The 16,739-nt window shown below is 58.4% G+C and carries 13 protein-coding genes, 1 tRNA gene, 1 pseudogene and 1 riboswitch; of the genes and pseudogenes, 4 read left to right on the forward strand and 11 right to left on the reverse strand.

The features are described 5' to 3' along the window. Positions 1-170: 170 nt before the first annotated feature. The 4 genes from KJA79_RS17790 to KJA79_RS17805 all read right to left on the reverse strand — a co-directional run bounded on the left by KJA79_RS17790 (position 171) and on the right by KJA79_RS17805 (position 6,641). Entirely contained in the window at positions 171-1,589 is a 1,419-nt protein-coding gene (locus KJA79_RS17790) for a sigma-54-dependent transcriptional regulator (protein ID WP_213043402.1), read from the reverse strand. Beyond that, a complete protein-coding gene (locus KJA79_RS17795) occupies positions 1,586-2,875 on the reverse strand; it encodes a two-component system sensor histidine kinase NtrB (RefSeq protein WP_213043403.1) in 1,290 nt (429 codons plus the stop codon). The genes KJA79_RS17790 and KJA79_RS17795 overlap by 4 nt, the downstream gene beginning before the upstream one ends. After that, entirely contained in the window at positions 2,872-4,929 is a 2,058-nt protein-coding gene (locus KJA79_RS17800) for a tetratricopeptide repeat protein (protein WP_213043404.1), read from the reverse strand. Before KJA79_RS17800 ends, KJA79_RS17795 begins: the two co-directional genes overlap by 4 nt. A gap of 296 nt (positions 4,930-5,225) precedes the next feature. Next, the gene (locus tag KJA79_RS17805; RefSeq protein ID WP_213043405.1) at positions 5,226-6,641 is read right to left on the reverse strand and encodes a sigma-54-dependent transcriptional regulator; all 1,416 of its coding nucleotides are present in this window, start codon (positions 6,639-6,641) and stop codon (positions 5,226-5,228) included. Positions 6,642-6,944: 303 nt separating this feature from the next. On the opposite strand from KJA79_RS17805, the gene KJA79_RS17810 reads away from it, so the two are divergent. Then, positions 6,945-7,020, forward strand: a tRNA-Thr gene (locus KJA79_RS17810). A 77-nt stretch (positions 7,021-7,097) separates the two neighbouring features. Here the strand turns inward: KJA79_RS17810 and KJA79_RS17815 are convergent. Then, positions 7,098-7,556, reverse strand: a complete 459-nt coding sequence (locus tag KJA79_RS17815) for a hypothetical protein (RefSeq protein ID WP_213043406.1) — start codon at positions 7,554-7,556, stop codon at positions 7,098-7,100. Between the two features lie 459 nt (positions 7,557-8,015). Here KJA79_RS17815 and KJA79_RS17820 point away from each other — a divergent pair, with 459 nt between their 5' ends. The 3 genes and pseudogenes from KJA79_RS17820 to KJA79_RS17830 all read left to right on the forward strand — a co-directional run. Next, positions 8,016-8,318, forward strand: coding sequence for a type II toxin-antitoxin system TacA family antitoxin (locus KJA79_RS17820; RefSeq protein WP_213043407.1), 303 nt, complete (start codon positions 8,016-8,018; stop codon positions 8,316-8,318). 2 nt (positions 8,319-8,320) lie between these two features. Then, complete coding sequence (locus KJA79_RS17825; protein ID WP_213043408.1) at positions 8,321-8,815, forward strand: GNAT family N-acetyltransferase; 495 nt, start codon at positions 8,321-8,323, stop codon at positions 8,813-8,815. A 69-nt stretch (positions 8,816-8,884) separates the two neighbouring features. Continuing rightward, a pseudogene (locus tag KJA79_RS17830) lies at positions 8,885-9,175 on the forward strand (hypothetical protein); the annotation flags it as partial. Between the two features lie 109 nt (positions 9,176-9,284). On the opposite strand, the gene KJA79_RS17835 reads toward KJA79_RS17830, so the two are convergent. From KJA79_RS17835 to cobM, 6 genes are all read right to left on the reverse strand, one after another. Then, the gene (locus KJA79_RS17835) at positions 9,285-11,312 is read right to left on the reverse strand and encodes a TonB-dependent receptor (RefSeq protein ID WP_213043409.1); all 2,028 of its coding nucleotides are present in this window, start codon (positions 11,310-11,312) and stop codon (positions 9,285-9,287) included. A 55-nt stretch (positions 11,313-11,367) separates the two neighbouring features. Continuing rightward, a riboswitch (cobalamin riboswitch) is annotated at positions 11,368-11,565 on the reverse strand. An 8-nt stretch (positions 11,566-11,573) separates the two neighbouring features. Further along, positions 11,574-12,374: a HoxN/HupN/NixA family nickel/cobalt transporter gene (locus tag KJA79_RS17840; protein ID WP_213043410.1), complete on the reverse strand. Its 801-nt coding sequence runs from the start codon at positions 12,372-12,374 to the stop codon at positions 11,574-11,576. Positions 12,375-12,380: 6 nt separating this feature from the next. Continuing rightward, positions 12,381-13,757, reverse strand: a complete 1,377-nt coding sequence (locus tag KJA79_RS17845; protein ID WP_213043411.1) for a cobyrinic acid a,c-diamide synthase CobB — start codon at positions 13,755-13,757, stop codon at positions 12,381-12,383. Further along, on the reverse strand, positions 13,754-14,485 hold the full coding sequence (bluB, locus tag KJA79_RS17850) for a 5,6-dimethylbenzimidazole synthase (RefSeq protein WP_213043412.1): 732 nt from the start codon (positions 14,483-14,485) through the stop codon (positions 13,754-13,756). Before bluB ends, KJA79_RS17845 begins: the two co-directional genes overlap by 4 nt. Next, entirely contained in the window at positions 14,482-15,954 is a 1,473-nt protein-coding gene (cobA, locus tag KJA79_RS17855) for a uroporphyrinogen-III C-methyltransferase (RefSeq protein ID WP_213043413.1), read from the reverse strand. Before cobA ends, bluB begins: the two co-directional genes overlap by 4 nt. Next, positions 15,944-16,735: a precorrin-4 C(11)-methyltransferase gene (gene cobM, locus KJA79_RS17860; RefSeq protein ID WP_213043414.1), complete on the reverse strand. Its 792-nt coding sequence runs from the start codon at positions 16,733-16,735 to the stop codon at positions 15,944-15,946. The genes cobA and cobM overlap by 11 nt, the downstream gene beginning before the upstream one ends. Positions 16,736-16,739: the final 4 nt, after the last annotated feature.

Consider the following 16,739-nt stretch of genomic DNA (forward strand, 5'->3'; position numbering starts at 1 on the left):
GATCTGCGCTCCTCAGAAAATTCTGCCCACCAGTGTGCAATCTATGTACCTCGTCACGGGTGTAGGAAACGACGCTGACTCTGCGCGCTCAGTCCGCTCGCCCCCTGATCAGACACCCGGCAAAAATGGCGAGAGAGGGAAAGATTTGCCTAGTACCTCCACGGGAGTCCTTAGGATTTCTCCGCCTCGACCTGATAGCCCATGTCGCGATATTCCCGCAACTTATTACGTAACGTGCGAATACTGATGCCCAATTCCTTCGCGGCATGGGTGCGATTCTCTTTCACGCGCGCCAAGGTCTTCACGATGAGATCCCGTTCCATTTCCCACAGCGAGCCGTGCGCCGAGGGAGCGACCAGCGCCTCGACCGTCTCCATTTCCCGCACAGGCACGACCCCGTCACCCGGCATGAGATGGTCGACGTCAACCGCCCCGCCTGCCGCCACTAAAATGGCGCGTTCCATGACATTTTCAAGTTCGCGGACATTCCCCTTCCAGGGGCGCTGTTGCAGATCCGCAATCGCCCGATCAGACAAGGTCGGCGCCGTCAGGCCATTGCGTTGCGCCGAGGAACGGAGAAAGTGTCTCGCCAGCAGAGGAATATCCCCCGGTCGTTCACGGAGGGGTGGCACCGTAACCGGAAACACGTTCAATCGATAAAACAGATCTTCCCGAAATCGCCCTTGCGTCACTTCGTGGTAGAGCGAGCGATTCGTCGTGGCAATCACGCGGATGTTGACCGGCACCGGTTCACGCCCGCCGATACGGTCCACCTCCCGTTCCTGGAGGACACGCAGCAGTTTAGCCTGTAACCCCAGATTCATTTCGCTGATTTCGTCGAGAAACAATGTGCCGGTATGGGCCATTTCGAATTTGCCCAGCTTTTTTTGGATCGCGCCCGTAAAGGCTCCGCGCTCGTGGCCGAAGAGCTCGCTCTCCAGAAGACTGTCCGGAAGGGCGGCACAATTGAGTGCCACGAAGGGGCGATGGGCGCGGGGGCTTCGGGCATGGATATAGCGCGCCAACAGTTCTTTTCCTGTACCGCTCTCACCGCTGATCAGCACGGTGGCCTGGCTCGCCGCGACCCCTTCCAGCGTGGTGAGGAGACGGATCATCCCGGCGTCTTGCGTCAAGATTGCGCGGGCTTCCGCCGGCATCGGCGTCTCCTGTTCATCCAATGCCGTGGTGGCCTGTAAGTTCAGAATGACTCGCTCTACCAGATCGGTCGAGAACGGTTTGAGAATATAGTCGTTCGCGCCGCACTTCATGGCTTCAACGGCGGTCTCCACCGTGCCGTACGCCGTCATCAGAATGATAAAGGTCTGAGGCGCCTTCTGCTTGATCGCCTTCACCAGTTCAAGCCCGGCGACTCGTGGCATTTTCAGATCAGTGACCACCAACCAGGGCTTCAACCGCTCGACCTGTTCGATCGCGTCCGCCCCGTCGATCGCTCCTCGTACCTGGTACCCCAATCGACGGACGGTCTCCGACAGGGCAGTGCGCATCGACGGTTCGTCGTCGACGATCAACACGGTTCGGCTCTCCTCAGCGGCAGGTGACGGTCCCTGGATAGTCTGTTGCACGCTCATTCGGACATCTCCTCCTTGGCTACGGTCAGACTGTGATCGTGGGCTCCCGCCTGCCTGGCGCAAGCCGCCGCCGCGAGCGGCGGTGCTGTTGGTTCGGGGCGTTCCTGCGGCAAGGTGATGACAAACGATGTGCCACGCCCCGGGCTGCTGACCACATCGACCCGTCCATGGTGCGCCTCCACCAACGCGTGTACGATGGCCAGCCCCAAACCTGTCCCGTCGTCCTTGGTGGTAAAGAACGGATCAAACACGCGGGACTGGACTTCTGCCGGGATGCCAATGCCCGTATCGGTAACGGTGAGTTGTACTGCTGTCCTCCCGTGCATGTGTCCGGGAACCAAGGCGGCTGCGAGGGTCAGGACGCCGCCCTCCGGCATCGCCTGAACGGCATTCAAGACCAGATTCAGCAACACCTGTTTCATTTTCGATCCATCACACCAGAGTTGCGGCACCAACGGGTCCACATCGCAGCGAACGGAGATCGCAGCCTGCGATATGGCATGACTGGCCAGGGTCAGTACCTCGCGCAGCAAGCGTTCGGTGTCCTGCCAACGCAACTTGGAACAATCCGGCCTGGTATAGACCAACAGGTTGGACAACAGGCGATCCATGGAATGGACCGCCATAGAAATGTGTTCTGCGTAGGCTCTCAATTGCGGCTGGGCTCGAAGATCTTTTCGCAGCATGGAGGCGAAGAGTTCCACGCTTCCCAGAGGATTCCGAATTTCATGCGCGATACTGCCGACCATTTGCCCCATGGCTTCCAGCCGGTTCCGTCGCTGAAGACGATCCTCCAACTGGCGGATGCGCGTGACGTCATGAATCAAGACTAACTTACCGGTCAAATTCCCGGCTTCATCGGTGAGATCGGTTTGCGTGAGCGCAATCGTGACACCCGAGGGAAGCACCAGCGGATACTCGTCGTGATCCTTCCGGATGTCCGCCAGCACGTCGGTCGCCAAGCGGCCCTTTAAGTGCGTCTGGGAGACCCCTAACAGCTGCTCGGTGGAATGGTTGCAGCGCACCACCACATCGTGCGAATCCGCCACAATCACACCGGTATCCAACGATTCCAGCACCGCCGTGAGATGCGCGCGCATGTCCTCGGTTTCGCGAAGATGTTCGCGAAGGCTGGCATTGGTTTGCGCCAATTCCAGGTCCATTTGCTGGAGCCGGGTCGTCAGCGCGTCGTAGGATTGCTGCAATACCGTAGCGGCCTGATCAAAGTCGCGAAACGCCCGCGTCAGTAGATCGTTATTGGCACTCTCCGCATCTTGGCGCATCATGGTTTCTTGCCTCCTGGCACAGGCTTGGGCTCCGGCACATCGGTTTCTAACACCGCTGCCAGACGGCGAACCAGACTGTCTTGATTGACGCTAAGAGCCCGGAGTCCGTTCCGCGCAAAGTCTTCACGTTTCGCCCCTCGCGCAAGTTGGACCATCTGGACTTGAGCCCAGGCTTCCTGGTCTGGTTCCAAGCCGGCGACCACCGCTCGCTTGTATGTGGCTAAGGCCGCGTCTGATCGATGCAGCCGAGCCAGCACATCGGCATGCCGCAGGATGTCTAAGGCGGAGAGCTCCAAACCTGCCTTCACGACGCTCTCGTAGAGTGCGGCTGCCTCCCCATCGTGTTTGGCTTGCGCTAACACGCCGGCCAGTTTTAATTGCACAAGCGCTCGATCGGGATGACGAGGATTGTGGGCGAGCCACTGTCTCCCGAGCTTGAGTAGCGCCCCGGTATTCCCTTCCCCTTCATACGACGTAAGAATCCCCCGCAAGGCTTCCGCTGCGGAACGCCCCGTGGGAAATTGGAGTCGATACCGTTCGAACACAGCCCGAGCTGCACGCATATCTTTTTGCTCCAGATAGCTATGTCCCAGCCCCATCAAAGCTGTTTCATGAAAGGCCTCGGCTTTAGGATCTCTGATCAACGCCTGAAAGAGCCGTGCCGACTCAACGGGAAATCCCAGACGGCGATGCGCCTCCGCGATCTTGAGTAATAATTCGGTACCGGCATACAGGCGGTCTGCAAAGGGGCCGTGTCGGTGGAACAAGTTGATCAGATCAAAATCATCACCCGCTTTTTGCGCCGCCTCGAGACGAGGGCGAAGAAATCTGACAACCTGCGCTCCGCTTTTCTCCGGCCAGGGATCATTTTCGAACTTACCCGTGCGTTTCACGACTTGTTCATAGGCGTGCAACGCGTCTTCCCGTTTGCCTGCCCGCTCCAACGCTTCCCCGAGGTGGAACAACGCTTCGCTGCCGACAGTCGAGTCCTCATGTTCTTTGGCGCTCTCTTCGAAGACTTGCCGCGGACTCATCATTTCGCCCGGCTTCAAGGGAATATTCGCCAGATGAGCGGCAATGGTGTGCCGCAGCTTCAGCTCCTCCCCCTCAGGTTCGAGATGCTCCTGCACGTCGGCATAACGGAGACGGGCCATCGGTGCCGTCGGAGCGTTCGGATATTGGCTCAACAGTGCGGCGTAGAAGATACTGGATTCGATCCATCGCCCGGCGTCCCGGTAACTGTCCGCAAGATGGGTCAACACAAAGGGCGTCTCAGGACGTGAGGGGTACAGATTGTAAAAATGAAGCAGTTGTTCCCGAACGACGGGGCCGCGTTGAGCCTCGCCGGCCGTGTCGGCGTAGCGGAGCAGGGCAACGGGATCTCTTCGAAGAGCGGCTGGCCATCGGCTGTTGATGCTTTCAAAGAGCGCGTCCGCATCCTTAATCCGGCCAAGTCGATACAGGCTGTGTGCCTGCCCGAGGGAGGCGGACACCAACAGGGTCGGATCAACGGTGCGCTTCAATACATGGTCGAAGGTTTGCACACTGTCTTTCCAATTCTTGAACCCGCGCAAGACATAAGCCAGGCCCAGCATGGCGCGATTGGCATCATACGAATCTCGCTCCGCCAAACTGAGGGCGTGCTGATAGGCAATTTGCGCTTCCTGATACCAGCCTTCCATACGGTAGACATCACCGATCCGCCAGGCTGCCCGCTTTGCATTGGTCGCATGCGGCTCTTCGCGCATCAACGTCTTGTACTGATCGATAATTTCCAAGGGCCGCACTTCACGATCGCTGGCTCTCAGCATACTTTCCGCCAGAAACGCCTGAATCGAGGATTTCAGCTGACTGTCCGCGTGATCGCGGAGCAGGTTGGTAAAGTGCAAGCGGGCCTCCAGAAACTGCCCTTGCTTAAACATGGTGATGCCCCTCTCGAACTGAGCCCATTCCGGGAGGTCCGTGAGACGTTCGAAGCGAGGGCCTGCATCAGGCAGGACACCTCGAACTAATTCTGAGGGCTCCGGCATCATGGCCGGCAATTCCTGACGCATCGTCGGCACACCACCACGAGCCGTGGGAGGAACTACACCTAGGGGGAACAGGAGGGCGAGGAGTACTGCCAGTGCAGCGAAGGCCTGCGTACGCCGAGATCTCGTGAATAGGATTCGCACAGGGCCCAAAACAGCAAGTCCTGTGCCCCTATCGGAATGATGGAAATCGAGGTGTGTCTTGAAGATTTAGCAAGACGCGCGGAGGGCGCTCAGAGGAGTCGTCAGAAATCCCGACAGGCATCGATCTAGGTGGGTCAAAAAAATGACGTAGGAAGAAAACCGCCGTAGCCCTTCACCTAGTTTTGGATGGAGTAGCCGTGGCTCTTAGGGTCAAATCCCTTCCGTTTGAGTTTTTCTACGAGGGTGGTTCTGTTGACTTGAAGCAACTGTGCCGCTCGGCTCGTGATGCCGTTGGCCTTTCGTAAAGCTTCGCCGATCAGCCGATTCTCGTAATGCTCCAGTTCTTTTGTCAGATTGATGCCATCCTCGGTGAAGCGAATAAACTGCTCCGGCGCTTCAACAGATTTGCCAGCCGCAGTTTTCACCGCGCGTTCAGGCAGATCGGCCAGCGTAATCATTCCCCGCTTTTTCAACACGCACAGGCGTTCAACCATATTTTCCAGCTCGCGGATGTTGCCCGGCCATTCCTCTTCCGTCATTCGCGCCAGCGCGTCCGGCTCCATTCCAAGAATTTCCGTTCTCCGCAACTGATTGAATTGGGAAATGAAATGAGTCACCAGAAGCGGAATATCACTACGACGCTCCCGTAACGGAGGAATGTGGATAGGGATCACATGCAAGCGATAGTACAGGTCCTGCCGGAAACGACGTTCCTGGACTGCCAGGGCAAGATCCTGGTTGGTGGCTGCAATGATGCGGACATCGACATTGATGGTCCTGGTACCACCGACACGCTCGAAGCAGCGCTCTTGCAACACTCGCAGTAATTTCACCTGCAAGGGTAGACTCATCTCACCCACTTCATCCAAGAAAATGGTTCCGCCGTGAGCCAATTCAAACCGTCCAAGACGAGTGTGTGCGGCTCCGGTGAAAGCCCCCTTTTCGTGGCCGAACAATTCCGATTCAAGCAGCGTTTCGGGAATCGCACCACAGTTGACCGGGACCAACGGGCGCTCACGACGCATGCTGTTGAAGTGCAACATGCGAGCAATTAACTCCTTACCCGTGCCGCTTTCACCTTCAATGAGCACTGTGCTGTCACTGTCCGCCACCTTTTCCACAAAATCCAATACCATTCGCATTGGCGCGCTGTTCCCGACCAGGTGCTCAAGGCGGTATTGATCCCGCACGGCTTTTCGCAACAGGTGATTTTCCTGTTTGAGCTTGTACACATCCAACGCTTTGCGCACAACGACCGTCACCGTGTCGGGCTCAAACGGCTTTGTAATGAAGTCAAACGCTCCGGCTTTCATCGCACGCACGGCGTAATCAATCGTGCCGTATCCGGTCATGACGATCGCAATAATTTTGGAATCGATTTTCGAAATGCGATCTATGGTTTCCAGTCCGTCAATCCCTGGCATCTGCAGATCGGTCAACACCACGTGCACCGGCTGGTCCTTGACCGCTTCTACCCCTTCCAGACCACTCGACATGACCGTGACCTGATAGCCCTCCCCCGTCAGGGTCTCCGCCAAGAGCTGGCGTACTGCAGGGTCATCATCGATCACAAGAATGTGTGATTGACTCATAAAAACAGGCTCCTCTCTGGAAGTCGGGGACGTCCGGCTGAGTGGATGACTTCCCCAATCTACCTATCGCCTTACGACTGCGCAGCATCATGACTTGTCTTGAATTCAGCTTATGGGGAATCAAGACTTTATTCAAGTAAAAGTGGGCTGCTGGGGGGAATTCGGATCAAGACCGGACCGAGCAGGAAGGGCCTAAGCAGACCCGACGATTCGCTCGCATCTTGACAGCCCCGCCCAGGCAATGTAGGGTTCGATGTTCACCACCGTGTTGAAGTATCCGGCATCTCGCAACTAGACCCACGGGCTGGCGTAGCTCAATTGGCAGAGCAGCGGTTTTGTAAACCGCAGGTTGGAGGTTCAATTCCTCTCGCCAGCTCCATAAATCAACAACTTACGAGGCAGTCGGTTCCCTGAAACTTCAAAAGTGTTCAGTAAATGTTCAGCGTAAACGGTCCATTACTCCTCTTTGGCCCATCCGGACTCCCCTTCCATCGTCACCGTCAGCCGACGCATGAGTGCGGCATTCCGTTCTTCGATTCCATCGCGTACCCACAGTAACGGCAGCGCGGCAGGGTGATCACCTAGTTGTTCGCTGGTCTCATGGAGCAGCGACTGCAGCCGCATGAGTCCGTCGAAGCCCAACTGAATACCCGGCTGTGAGAGGCGGTAGGCTTCCGCTGGTGTCATCGGCACGCAGAGATCCAAATAGGGGCATGGTAAGCGTCGGAGCTGGTAAAGGGTGTCGTTGATCGTCCAGAGACGATCGTGGCAGGGCGAATCGGCCTGCGAGACCGCGCGGGAGAGCTGGTACAGGAGCCGCTGCCAGATGTCGAGCTGATTGTCCGCCGTGCGCTGGGCGAGTTCCCAGCCGATCGTCTCGGCGTCAGAATCGGTGAGAAATTGCGACTTCGCCACGTGGGCCTCCTGGGTGTAAGTGTTCGGAGGTCTGGCGAAGCTGGCTCATTCAACCAGCCCTAAAAAGGCTGGTGTCGACAGTTCGATTCTGTCCCTCGGCACCACATCCCCTTCAAAATATTAACAAAATCCAGCTTCATTCGACCCCGTCAAAAAGCCACGATTTCAGCATTTTTCAGCCTATTTCGCCCGATTGGTTGTCCAAATGGTTGTCCAAGACCATGAGCGGCAAACCAGCTCCCAGGGCATAGAGATGATCAATTTTTAGGCTCGACAACACCCTGTCTTACACCCCGTTTTATGTTCGCCACCATCACCGTCCCTTCCTCGTTACGGCTCACAATCGTTGTCGAAAAATCTATGCGGGCCGCATTTATCTCATCGCGCAACACTGTCATGACACTGTCTTGACATCGCTTCCCTCTTACGCTACCTTTAATACCAAGGAGAGGTGCCAAGATGGCAGTCCGTGCTATTCGAAGCGAAAAACTGGATCTTCGGCTGAGCGCCTCAGATAAACGAGTACTGGAAGCAGCGGCCTCCGTTTCCAGTCGATCAGTGAGTGACTTTGTCCGTGAAAGTGCGCTGGCGCGCGCTGATGAAACCCTGGCGGATCGTCGCACCTTCCTCCTGAGCAAAGCACAATGGGCTGAGTTTCAGGCGGCGCTCGATGCTCCGACTCGCCCCCTCCCTCGCATGAAAGAACTCCTGACTGAGCCAGGATTCTTTGACGCCCGCCCTCTTCACCGCACGACAGAATAGCGTTGACTCGAACGATCGAAAAGCTTCAGCGCCACCACGCCGTTGAGGCATTCGACTGTGGGCGAGAAGATCTGAATCGTTTTCTCCGGCAACACGCCCTCCACAATCAACAGAGCGGGGGATCACAAACCTATGTGGGAGTAGTCGATGACACCGTTGTCGGCTATTACGCACTCGCGGTCGGATCGGTTGAGCACGCCATGGCCCCGGAACGAGTGAAGAAAGGGCTCGCCAAACATGCCATTCCAATCATGCTGCTTGCCCGGTTAGCCGTAGACCTTCACTGGCAGAAGCAAGGAGTGGGTGCCGCGCTCCTCAAGGATGCAACCCTGCGGACTCTACAGGCTGCGGATATTGCCGGAATCCGTGCCTTGGTGGTCCATGCCAAAGATGAGAAAGCAAAACAGTTCTACGAACACTTCGATTTCCTCCCCTCCCCCAGCGATCCGTTGCATCTCTTCATGCTCCTAAAAGACCTTCGAACGCTCTTTCTATAAGACGCCCAGGCCTTCCTTTCCTTGACCTCGCTACCGTGAACACACGACGCACATGGCAATCTCCGAACCGCGATCCTGTCGCTGGCCAAAGCCGCGGGGATCTCGAAGCGGATGACACATCACATCCTGCGGCACTATAACTCCACGCATAACCGGCAATTAGGCGCGAAAGATTATGAGGTTATGGAATTGCTCGGTCAGCAGTCCACCAAGATTCATACAATCTACACCCACGCTGGATGGCAGAACATCGTCGACGCAACAGCCCGGCTGGGCGCGTCGATCGGACAGGATGGGTTGTCCGCGTGGTTGTCCGCGAGGATCCGCGAGGCTGAAACACCAGAGTCATTAGAGGCTTAGACGGCCGGCCACAGCCGGGCAAGGGCTCATGGTTCTCCTAAACCTCTATAGGCATCACCTCTTCCCTCACGCGGAAAGACGACGCGTGCCAGTATGCACTCGCTCACAGTCAATAATGCCAAGCCAGGCCTACCGATACAGTCCGTGGGCCGCCCGGTGTGAATTGAAGCCCATTCACCGGCACTGCATCCGTAGTTAACTTGGTTTCATAGGCTAATTGGGTCTGCCGCCACGAAACATCGAAGATGTTTTGAATACTGAGAAACCCTTCCATACGCTGCCACCACCCCTTCGACTGCGGGCGGTAACGAGCCACGAAGTTGAAGATGGTCCAGGCTTGGGCGTTGATACTGCGATCCTGCGTCAGCGGTCTGGCTCCCAGATGCACCATCTGCAACGACATCGCTAATCCTGTCGGAAGACGCGCCGTCAATTCGCCGCGTCCGGTCATGGTCGGGGCCTGAGGGATCGGATTGCCCGTCTCGCGAAATTCCGCAGTGTTCAGTGTAGCGCTTCCGGAAAAAGACAGCCAGTCCAGCAACTGGATCCGGCTCCCAAGATCCATGCCGTAGCGGCGGGTGGCACCAAGGATCTGTGTGGTTCCCAGGTTGCCCTGATAGACCAGTTCAGAGGTCAGGTCCATGAGCCAGAACGACGCCGTGACCTCAAGCCGATCCCACGGGCGAGTGCGAATCCCCACTTCATATGCCGTCGCCTTCGGTAAGGCCTGCACATTCGACGCACTTACCACGGCTCGTGCGTCGTTACTGTGAAAGCCCGTACCAGCATTGAGAAAGATCTCCGTGCCTGCCCAGGGGCCAAGAATGAGGTTTCCCTTCGTCGTTGTGATCACAGCATTGACGCTCCCGCTCGGGTTCTGTGGACACCCGGCCTGGCAGAGATTCCGCACGTTGAATTGAAAATAGTCCGCTCGCGTTCCGCCCGTCAGCCTCGCCCAGGGTGCCGGCTGAAACTCCAATCTCAGATAGGGCGAATACGAGGCCTCATGAATCCGGCTATCCGACGTAGTTCCCAGCGGGACCCATTGCCGCTGGGTCCCCAGACGAACCTCGGCATCGTCCCTGCGGGTCTGCACGCCGACGGTGACGGAGCTTTCAACATTCAGCAGCTTCCCGCTTTGGCGATATCCCACCTCTCCGCCATAGACATAGCGCCGATCGACCTGTTCAATCCCATCGCCATTCACCGGATCGGTGAGAAAGAACGTGAAGTCGGACACAAGATTCAGGGCATAGTACTGAAGATATGTCGCAGCAAATACAGTCCCGCCTGACGGAGTATCGTAGCGGTAGCGCACATGGCCGGTAGACCGTTGGGTTCGACCTCCCTGGTAGGGATCGACCGAGCCGAACCGGCTCAACAACCCGGACTCCACGGTCCGCAGTGGAATTTCTCCAGGACTATTCCAGCGGCCTTGGTAGTAGGTGCCGATGATGCTGAGTTCCGAGTGGGCGGTCGGATTCATCGTCGCTTTGGCTAATCCGTTGAGCCGGAGGGCTCGGTTGGGATTCACAAACGGGCCATCGGTATAAAACCCTTCGAGCGCAACCAGCGAACGGACCTGATCCTTCGTGGGCGAGAACATCAGCAGATGCCGCTGCGTATTGAATTGTCCGCCTGAGGCCTGCACCACCCCTTCCTCCACCATATCCCGTGTCACAAAGTTCACCGCCCCCGCCGTGGCAAAATCTCCGAACTGGACTTGATAGGGCCCCTTATGGGCGTCGATGCGCTTCATCGTTTCAGGAATCAGGAAGTTCAGATCGAGATAGCCCTGACCGTGGGCATGACTGCGAAGATTGAGCGGCATGCCGTCCAGAAACCCGGCCAGATCGGTCCCGTGGTCGGCATCGAAGCCACGGAGCAAGTAGTTATCCGGTTTGCCTGGCCCACCACCCGGGTTGGTGGTAATGAGGCCCGGAACCAGGCGAAGCACGTTGGCAGGCCGATCAACGGCCTGAAGCTCGAGATCCCGCTCCGTAACGATATGTTGAGAGGCGGCTTCGAACGCCGATTCTTGCGTCCCGGTTACGACGACGTCGGGCAGGATCAGAGCTTCATCCGCATCATCGGCCCGACCGACTGAACTCCAGAACAACGCAGAAACAACGATCATACGCCCAAGGATTTGGGCAAACACAACTCATGCCCCTTTGCTCTCGAAAGGTTTGCATAAAGGATCCCAGCACCCAGGTCTCCTGACTTTCGGCTCGTCCTACTTTCTGCGCCTTCCCATCCCATAGGACAGTGGCTATGCAGATTTCGTCCCCGATCACAGTTGCGGACCAGTGGCGGCTTTTCACCGCGCTTCCCTTGGGGTACGTGGGCTATCAATTCATTAGATAGAAAAATGTTCCGCTAGAACGCCTCCTTTCAGTTACGCCACCTTGCACTTGACTTTCACTAAGGCTGCCATAAATGCCAACAGCACCGCCCCGAGCACCATGAGTGTGAGACCCATGTCGCTGATTGGCAAAGCAAAGGAGGTGGGCTGGAGCAGTTTGATGATCCCGATAACATAGGCTAACCCCACGACAGTCAGCGTCATCATGCGATTCCCCTGGAGAGCCATCCTGGTCGCAGCCAGATACATCCGTCGCACAACAAGTCCGTTGAGTGAATCTGTGACGACCATCCCCAGGCTGAATGCCACTCCGATGAACAGCGCGCCCAGCAGCCCATAGCCCATTGTGCCGGCCAAGGCCCAGGCCGACATCTGGCTGGCCGTCTCAAACCCCAGCCCGAACAACGCGCCAATCGGCACGGCGCTCATTGGATGAGTGATGTTGAGCAACTGCCTTGGCAGGAAATGGCCGATGACGCCGTGGCTTGGAGCCGTGGCGCCAACCGGCAATGTGGCCAACCTCGCCAGATTCAAAGTCCCGATGGCGAATAGAAGAAGGGCTGACAGGACACCGCTGACTTGCAGCACGGAATGGCTGAACGATTGCAGATACTCTGCCGCCAACGCGATCAATCCCGCGATCAACAAAACGGAAAGCGCATGCCCGAACGCAAACCAGGTCCCCACCCACCGGCTCATTCTCGGATGCCGATCCACCGAGGCCCTCGTCATGCCATCGATGGCCGTAAGATGGTCGGGATCGGCGCCATGGCTGAGCCCCAAGGCAAACGCGAGACCGAGCAAGGCCCACAGATTGCCGTCAGCAGGATTCATAGTCCCTCACGACACCCTCTTGGCATGGGCCACACAAGCCTGCACAAATCCCTCGGCCAGGAGCGGGTTCGAAGCCCAATGGGCGTGCACATAGGACACCAGCGTATTGCCCTGACGATACCCCTCTTGAAAGGCCTCGCCTCCGCGGCGGCGGCGCACATGGTAGGCACATTCGACTTCCGCCGTGAATCGAAAGTCCGAATAGCGAAATTGATGTCCGCGAAATCGCAGACCGGACGGACCGAGCATCGTCTCGTCCTTCGTGTCCACCTCGACATAACCGAGCGCCTGCAAACGGTCTTTCATTTCCGCTTCGCCTGGAATGAGCCCCACCATGGGATGCAGCGTGCCATCGAGCGTCCTGATGCCATTGGACAAATACATGAGGCCACCACATTCGCCATAGATAGGCCCTTGGGCCTCGGCAAACGCCGCTACCTCCTTGCGCATGGACTGGTTCCGGGACAGTGCTTCGGCATGGACTTCCGGGTAACCGCCGCCGAAATACAGGCCATCCACATCCGGCAAGTGCGCATCGTGAAGGGGGGAAAACCGTACGAGCTCCGCACCCAGACCCTCAAGACGACGGAGATTGTCGTCATAATAGAAATGGAACGCCTCGTCGAAGGCGAGACCGATTCGACAACTGACTCCCTCCCCGACGATCCGTGCCGTCGCAGAAATTTCAGGAAGAGCCGGCGCGGATTTCGCTAACGCGATGATCGCATCGACATCACACCACTCGCTCACCCGATCACCCCAGGACACGAAGACACCCTCCGGGACCGTCGCCCGGTCTGCGCTATGTAAGCCCAGATGCCGGTCCGAGAAAGCCAAGGCTGCTTCCTTCGGCAACCCGCCCAGGACGGGGGGCTTCCCCTCCGTCACCTTGCGAAGCAAATCCAGATGCCCTCGGCTGCCGAGCCTGTTACAGATGAGGCCGGCGATCTGAAGATCTGCGTCGAAAGTCGAAAACCCTCTGGCCAGTGCCGCAATGCTGCGGGCCATGCCACCTGCGTCGCAGACAAGCAGCACCGGCGCTTGAAGCCACTTGGCAATCTCGGCGGTCGAGCCTTCGTCGCTGGTCGGCGATGCGCCATCGAAGAGACCCATCACCCCTTCGAGAATCGCAATGTCAGCTCCCTGCGACGCGTGCATGAACGTCGAAAGAACCGCCTCGCGCCCCATCATCCATCCATCGAGATTGTGGCAAGGCGCACCAGCCGCGCGGACGTGATAGGTCGGGTCGAGATAATCCGGACCGCACTTGAAGACGGCCACCTTCAGTCCCCGCGCGCGCAAGGCCCGGACGAGCCCAACCATGACAGTCGTCTTGCCGACGTTGCTGGAAACCCCGGCGATAACAAGCCGTGGAATCGTCACGAGTCGATCTCCGTCGGCGTGGCTTTCGCTCCGTCGATCCGGCTCGTTTCCAGCGCACGGAGCAGATCCGGCCTGGGCCGCTCGTCCCACTGATCATGAAACACCAACTCATGCAGTTGCAGCCTTGGCAACCAGCCGTTGCTTTCGAAAATAGGCCGCTCGGGGAAACTCTCCACGAACCCGACGCAAAGATAGGCAACCGGAATGATCCGTTCAGGAATTCCGAGGATCGTGCGGAGGACTGCCGGCTCCATGATACTCACCCAGCCGACTCCGACCCCTTCCGCCCGCGCGGCCAGCCAGAGATTTTGAATCGCACAGCAGGTGCTATAGACAGCGGTTTCCGGAATTGTATTCCGCCCGATCACCGTCGGCCCGAACCGTTCCTGGTCGCAGGTGACACAGATGTTGAGCGGCGAATCAAGAATCCCCTCCAGCTTGAAGGTGAGATACTTCTCACGGCGTTCCTGGTCAAACATTTCCGCTGCGCGCAGCCGTTCGGCCTCGACATGGGTGCGCACCTTGGCACGGATCTCGAGATTCTCCACCACGAGAAAGTTCCAAGGCTGGGACAGCCCAACTGATCCGGCCTGATGAGCAGCCATGAGGATGCGAGCCAGCGTTTCATCCGGAATGGGATCAGGCAGAAAGGCTCGCATGTCGCGGCGGCGCGTGATCGTTTCGTACAGGCCCCGGCGCCAGGTTTCGGGAAAGGCATGATCCGTCATAGTTTCCCTACCATCGACACCACACAAGAAACCAGCGCTGCCACCGTATCCTCTTGCGCCAACGCGACAGACTGCGCTCCACATTGGCGCGCCGCTTGTTCGGTCTGCGGCCCGATCGCCGCCATCGGCACCCCCAGCAAGGCCTGACCGAAGTCGCCAAACAACACAGTGCGAGCCGCCGAGGAGCTGGGCAGCACCACAAGATCAATCGACGGCAAGGGCCCCATCGGCAACCGATGCACAGACCGATAGGCCGCCACCGCTTCAACCTCTACTCCAGCCTTCGTCAATGCCTCATGTAAGTTCGGCCGGCCTTCCTCCGCTGTCACGAGAAGCCATGGCCCCTTCTGTAAAACCGCCGACTGCTCGTTCACCGCCTCCTGACAAGCGCCACGTAACGTGACGGCAGGTGCAATGCCATGCCGTGACAGCGCCTGCGCCGCCGACTCTCCGACCGCGATGACCGGCAGGTCGAGGGCTGGGACATGCGACAAGACCGCCTCAACCCCGGCGGCACAGCCGAAGACAATGCCGCGGAATTCATGGCACCGAGCCAGAGCGGTCTTGATGGACGCGCCTCCGTGTAACGAGGCCGCTTCGACCTCGGGGATTTCCAGCACCTCCGCGCCGAGCGCACGGAGTTCCGCTGCCATCGCGGAGCGGCCCGGACGCGCGCGCGCCACGAGCAGCCGCCGACCCGCCAACGGGCGGCGCTCGAACCAGGCAATTCGTTCACGCACTCCCACGACGTCGCCGACGATGACGAGGGCCGGAATGGCAAGATCGACATCCCGTATTTTTCCTGGAAGGGTCGCCACGGTTCCGACAATCACATTTTGTTCGGGAGTGGTGGCGGAGGCGATATAGGCAGCGGGAGTCTCCGCCGAGCGGCCAGCCTGGATCAATCTCTGTAGGTTCGCCGACAGTTTTCTAGCCGCCATGAACAACACCAAAGTGCCCTTGCCGCTGGCAGCCTTGGCCCAATCAGTAAGGCTCCGGCCCCCCTCGACATCGTGGCCGCTCAGGAACGTCACGTCGGAAGCATGCAGGCGATGCGTCAGTGGAATGCCCGCATAGGCTGCGGCGCCAAGAGCAGATGAAATCCCTGGAACGATCGTGCAGGGAATGTCGGCTTCCGCCAATTCTTCCGCTTCCTCTCCGCCCCGCCCGAAGATCAGCGGATCTCCGGCCTTCAACCTCACGACCGTTCTGCCGGCCTTGACGCGAGCCAGCACCTCCGGATGCAATCGATAGCCGATCGTCCCCTCGCCATGACGGCGGCCCACCGGCAGCAGTTCAGCCTCCGGATTGACGAGAGAAAGAATAGCTTTCGAGACCAACTCATCGTAGGCCACGACATCGGCCGCACGCAGCAATTCCAGCGCACGGACCGTGAGCAAGCCTGGATCGCCCGGTCCCGCCCCGACCAGATACACCATGCCTCGTTGAGTGGCAGGCTCAGTCGGCACGCTTCTCTCCTGGCTTCGTGACCGCCGGCTCGCCCTTCCGGAACCGATGGGTAAACTCCGGATCGTACAACTTGGAATTGGCAAACTCCGTCGCCGTCAGCACACGCCCCACCAACACCATCGAGGTCGAGTTGAGCTTGGCCGCCTTGGCCTTGTCCGTAATGTCCGCCAAGGTCCCGGTTACGATCACCTGATCCGGCCAGGAGGCCTTATGCACGATAGCCACGGGACAATCAGCCCCATACGACGGGGTCAAATCGCACACGACATCCTTCAAGAGTGTGATGCTCAGAAAGAGCGCCAAGGTCGCTTGATGCTTCGCCAGATCTTCCAGTTTTTCCCCCGCCGGCATCGAGGTCCGTCCCTCAGCCCTGGTCAGGATCACCGTCTGGGACAATTCCGGGAGCGTGAGTTCACGGCCCAGCGCCGCAGCAGCAGCGGTAAAGGAAGAAACGCCGGGAATGATCTCGTAGGCAATACCCAGCTCCGTCAACCGGCGCATCTGCTCGGCGGTGGAGCCGAAGATCATCGGGTCGCCCGTATGGACCCGCGCCACATCCTGATTCGCGTCACGGGCCGCCACAATTACCTCGATGATCTGATCCAGCGTCAACCCGGACGAATCCATCACCTTGGCATCGGGCCTCGCACGGGCGATCACGTCCTTGGGGACCAGCGAACCGGTATAGAGCACGACCGGACAGGACGAAATCAGCTCCGCGCCACGCAGCGTCAGCAATTTCGGATCGCCCGGACCTGCGCCAATAATATAGACACGCATCAGC

Source organism: Nitrospira defluvii, from assembly GCF_905220995.1.
Classification (GTDB): domain Bacteria; phylum Nitrospirota; class Nitrospiria; order Nitrospirales; family Nitrospiraceae; genus Nitrospira_A; species Nitrospira_A defluvii_C.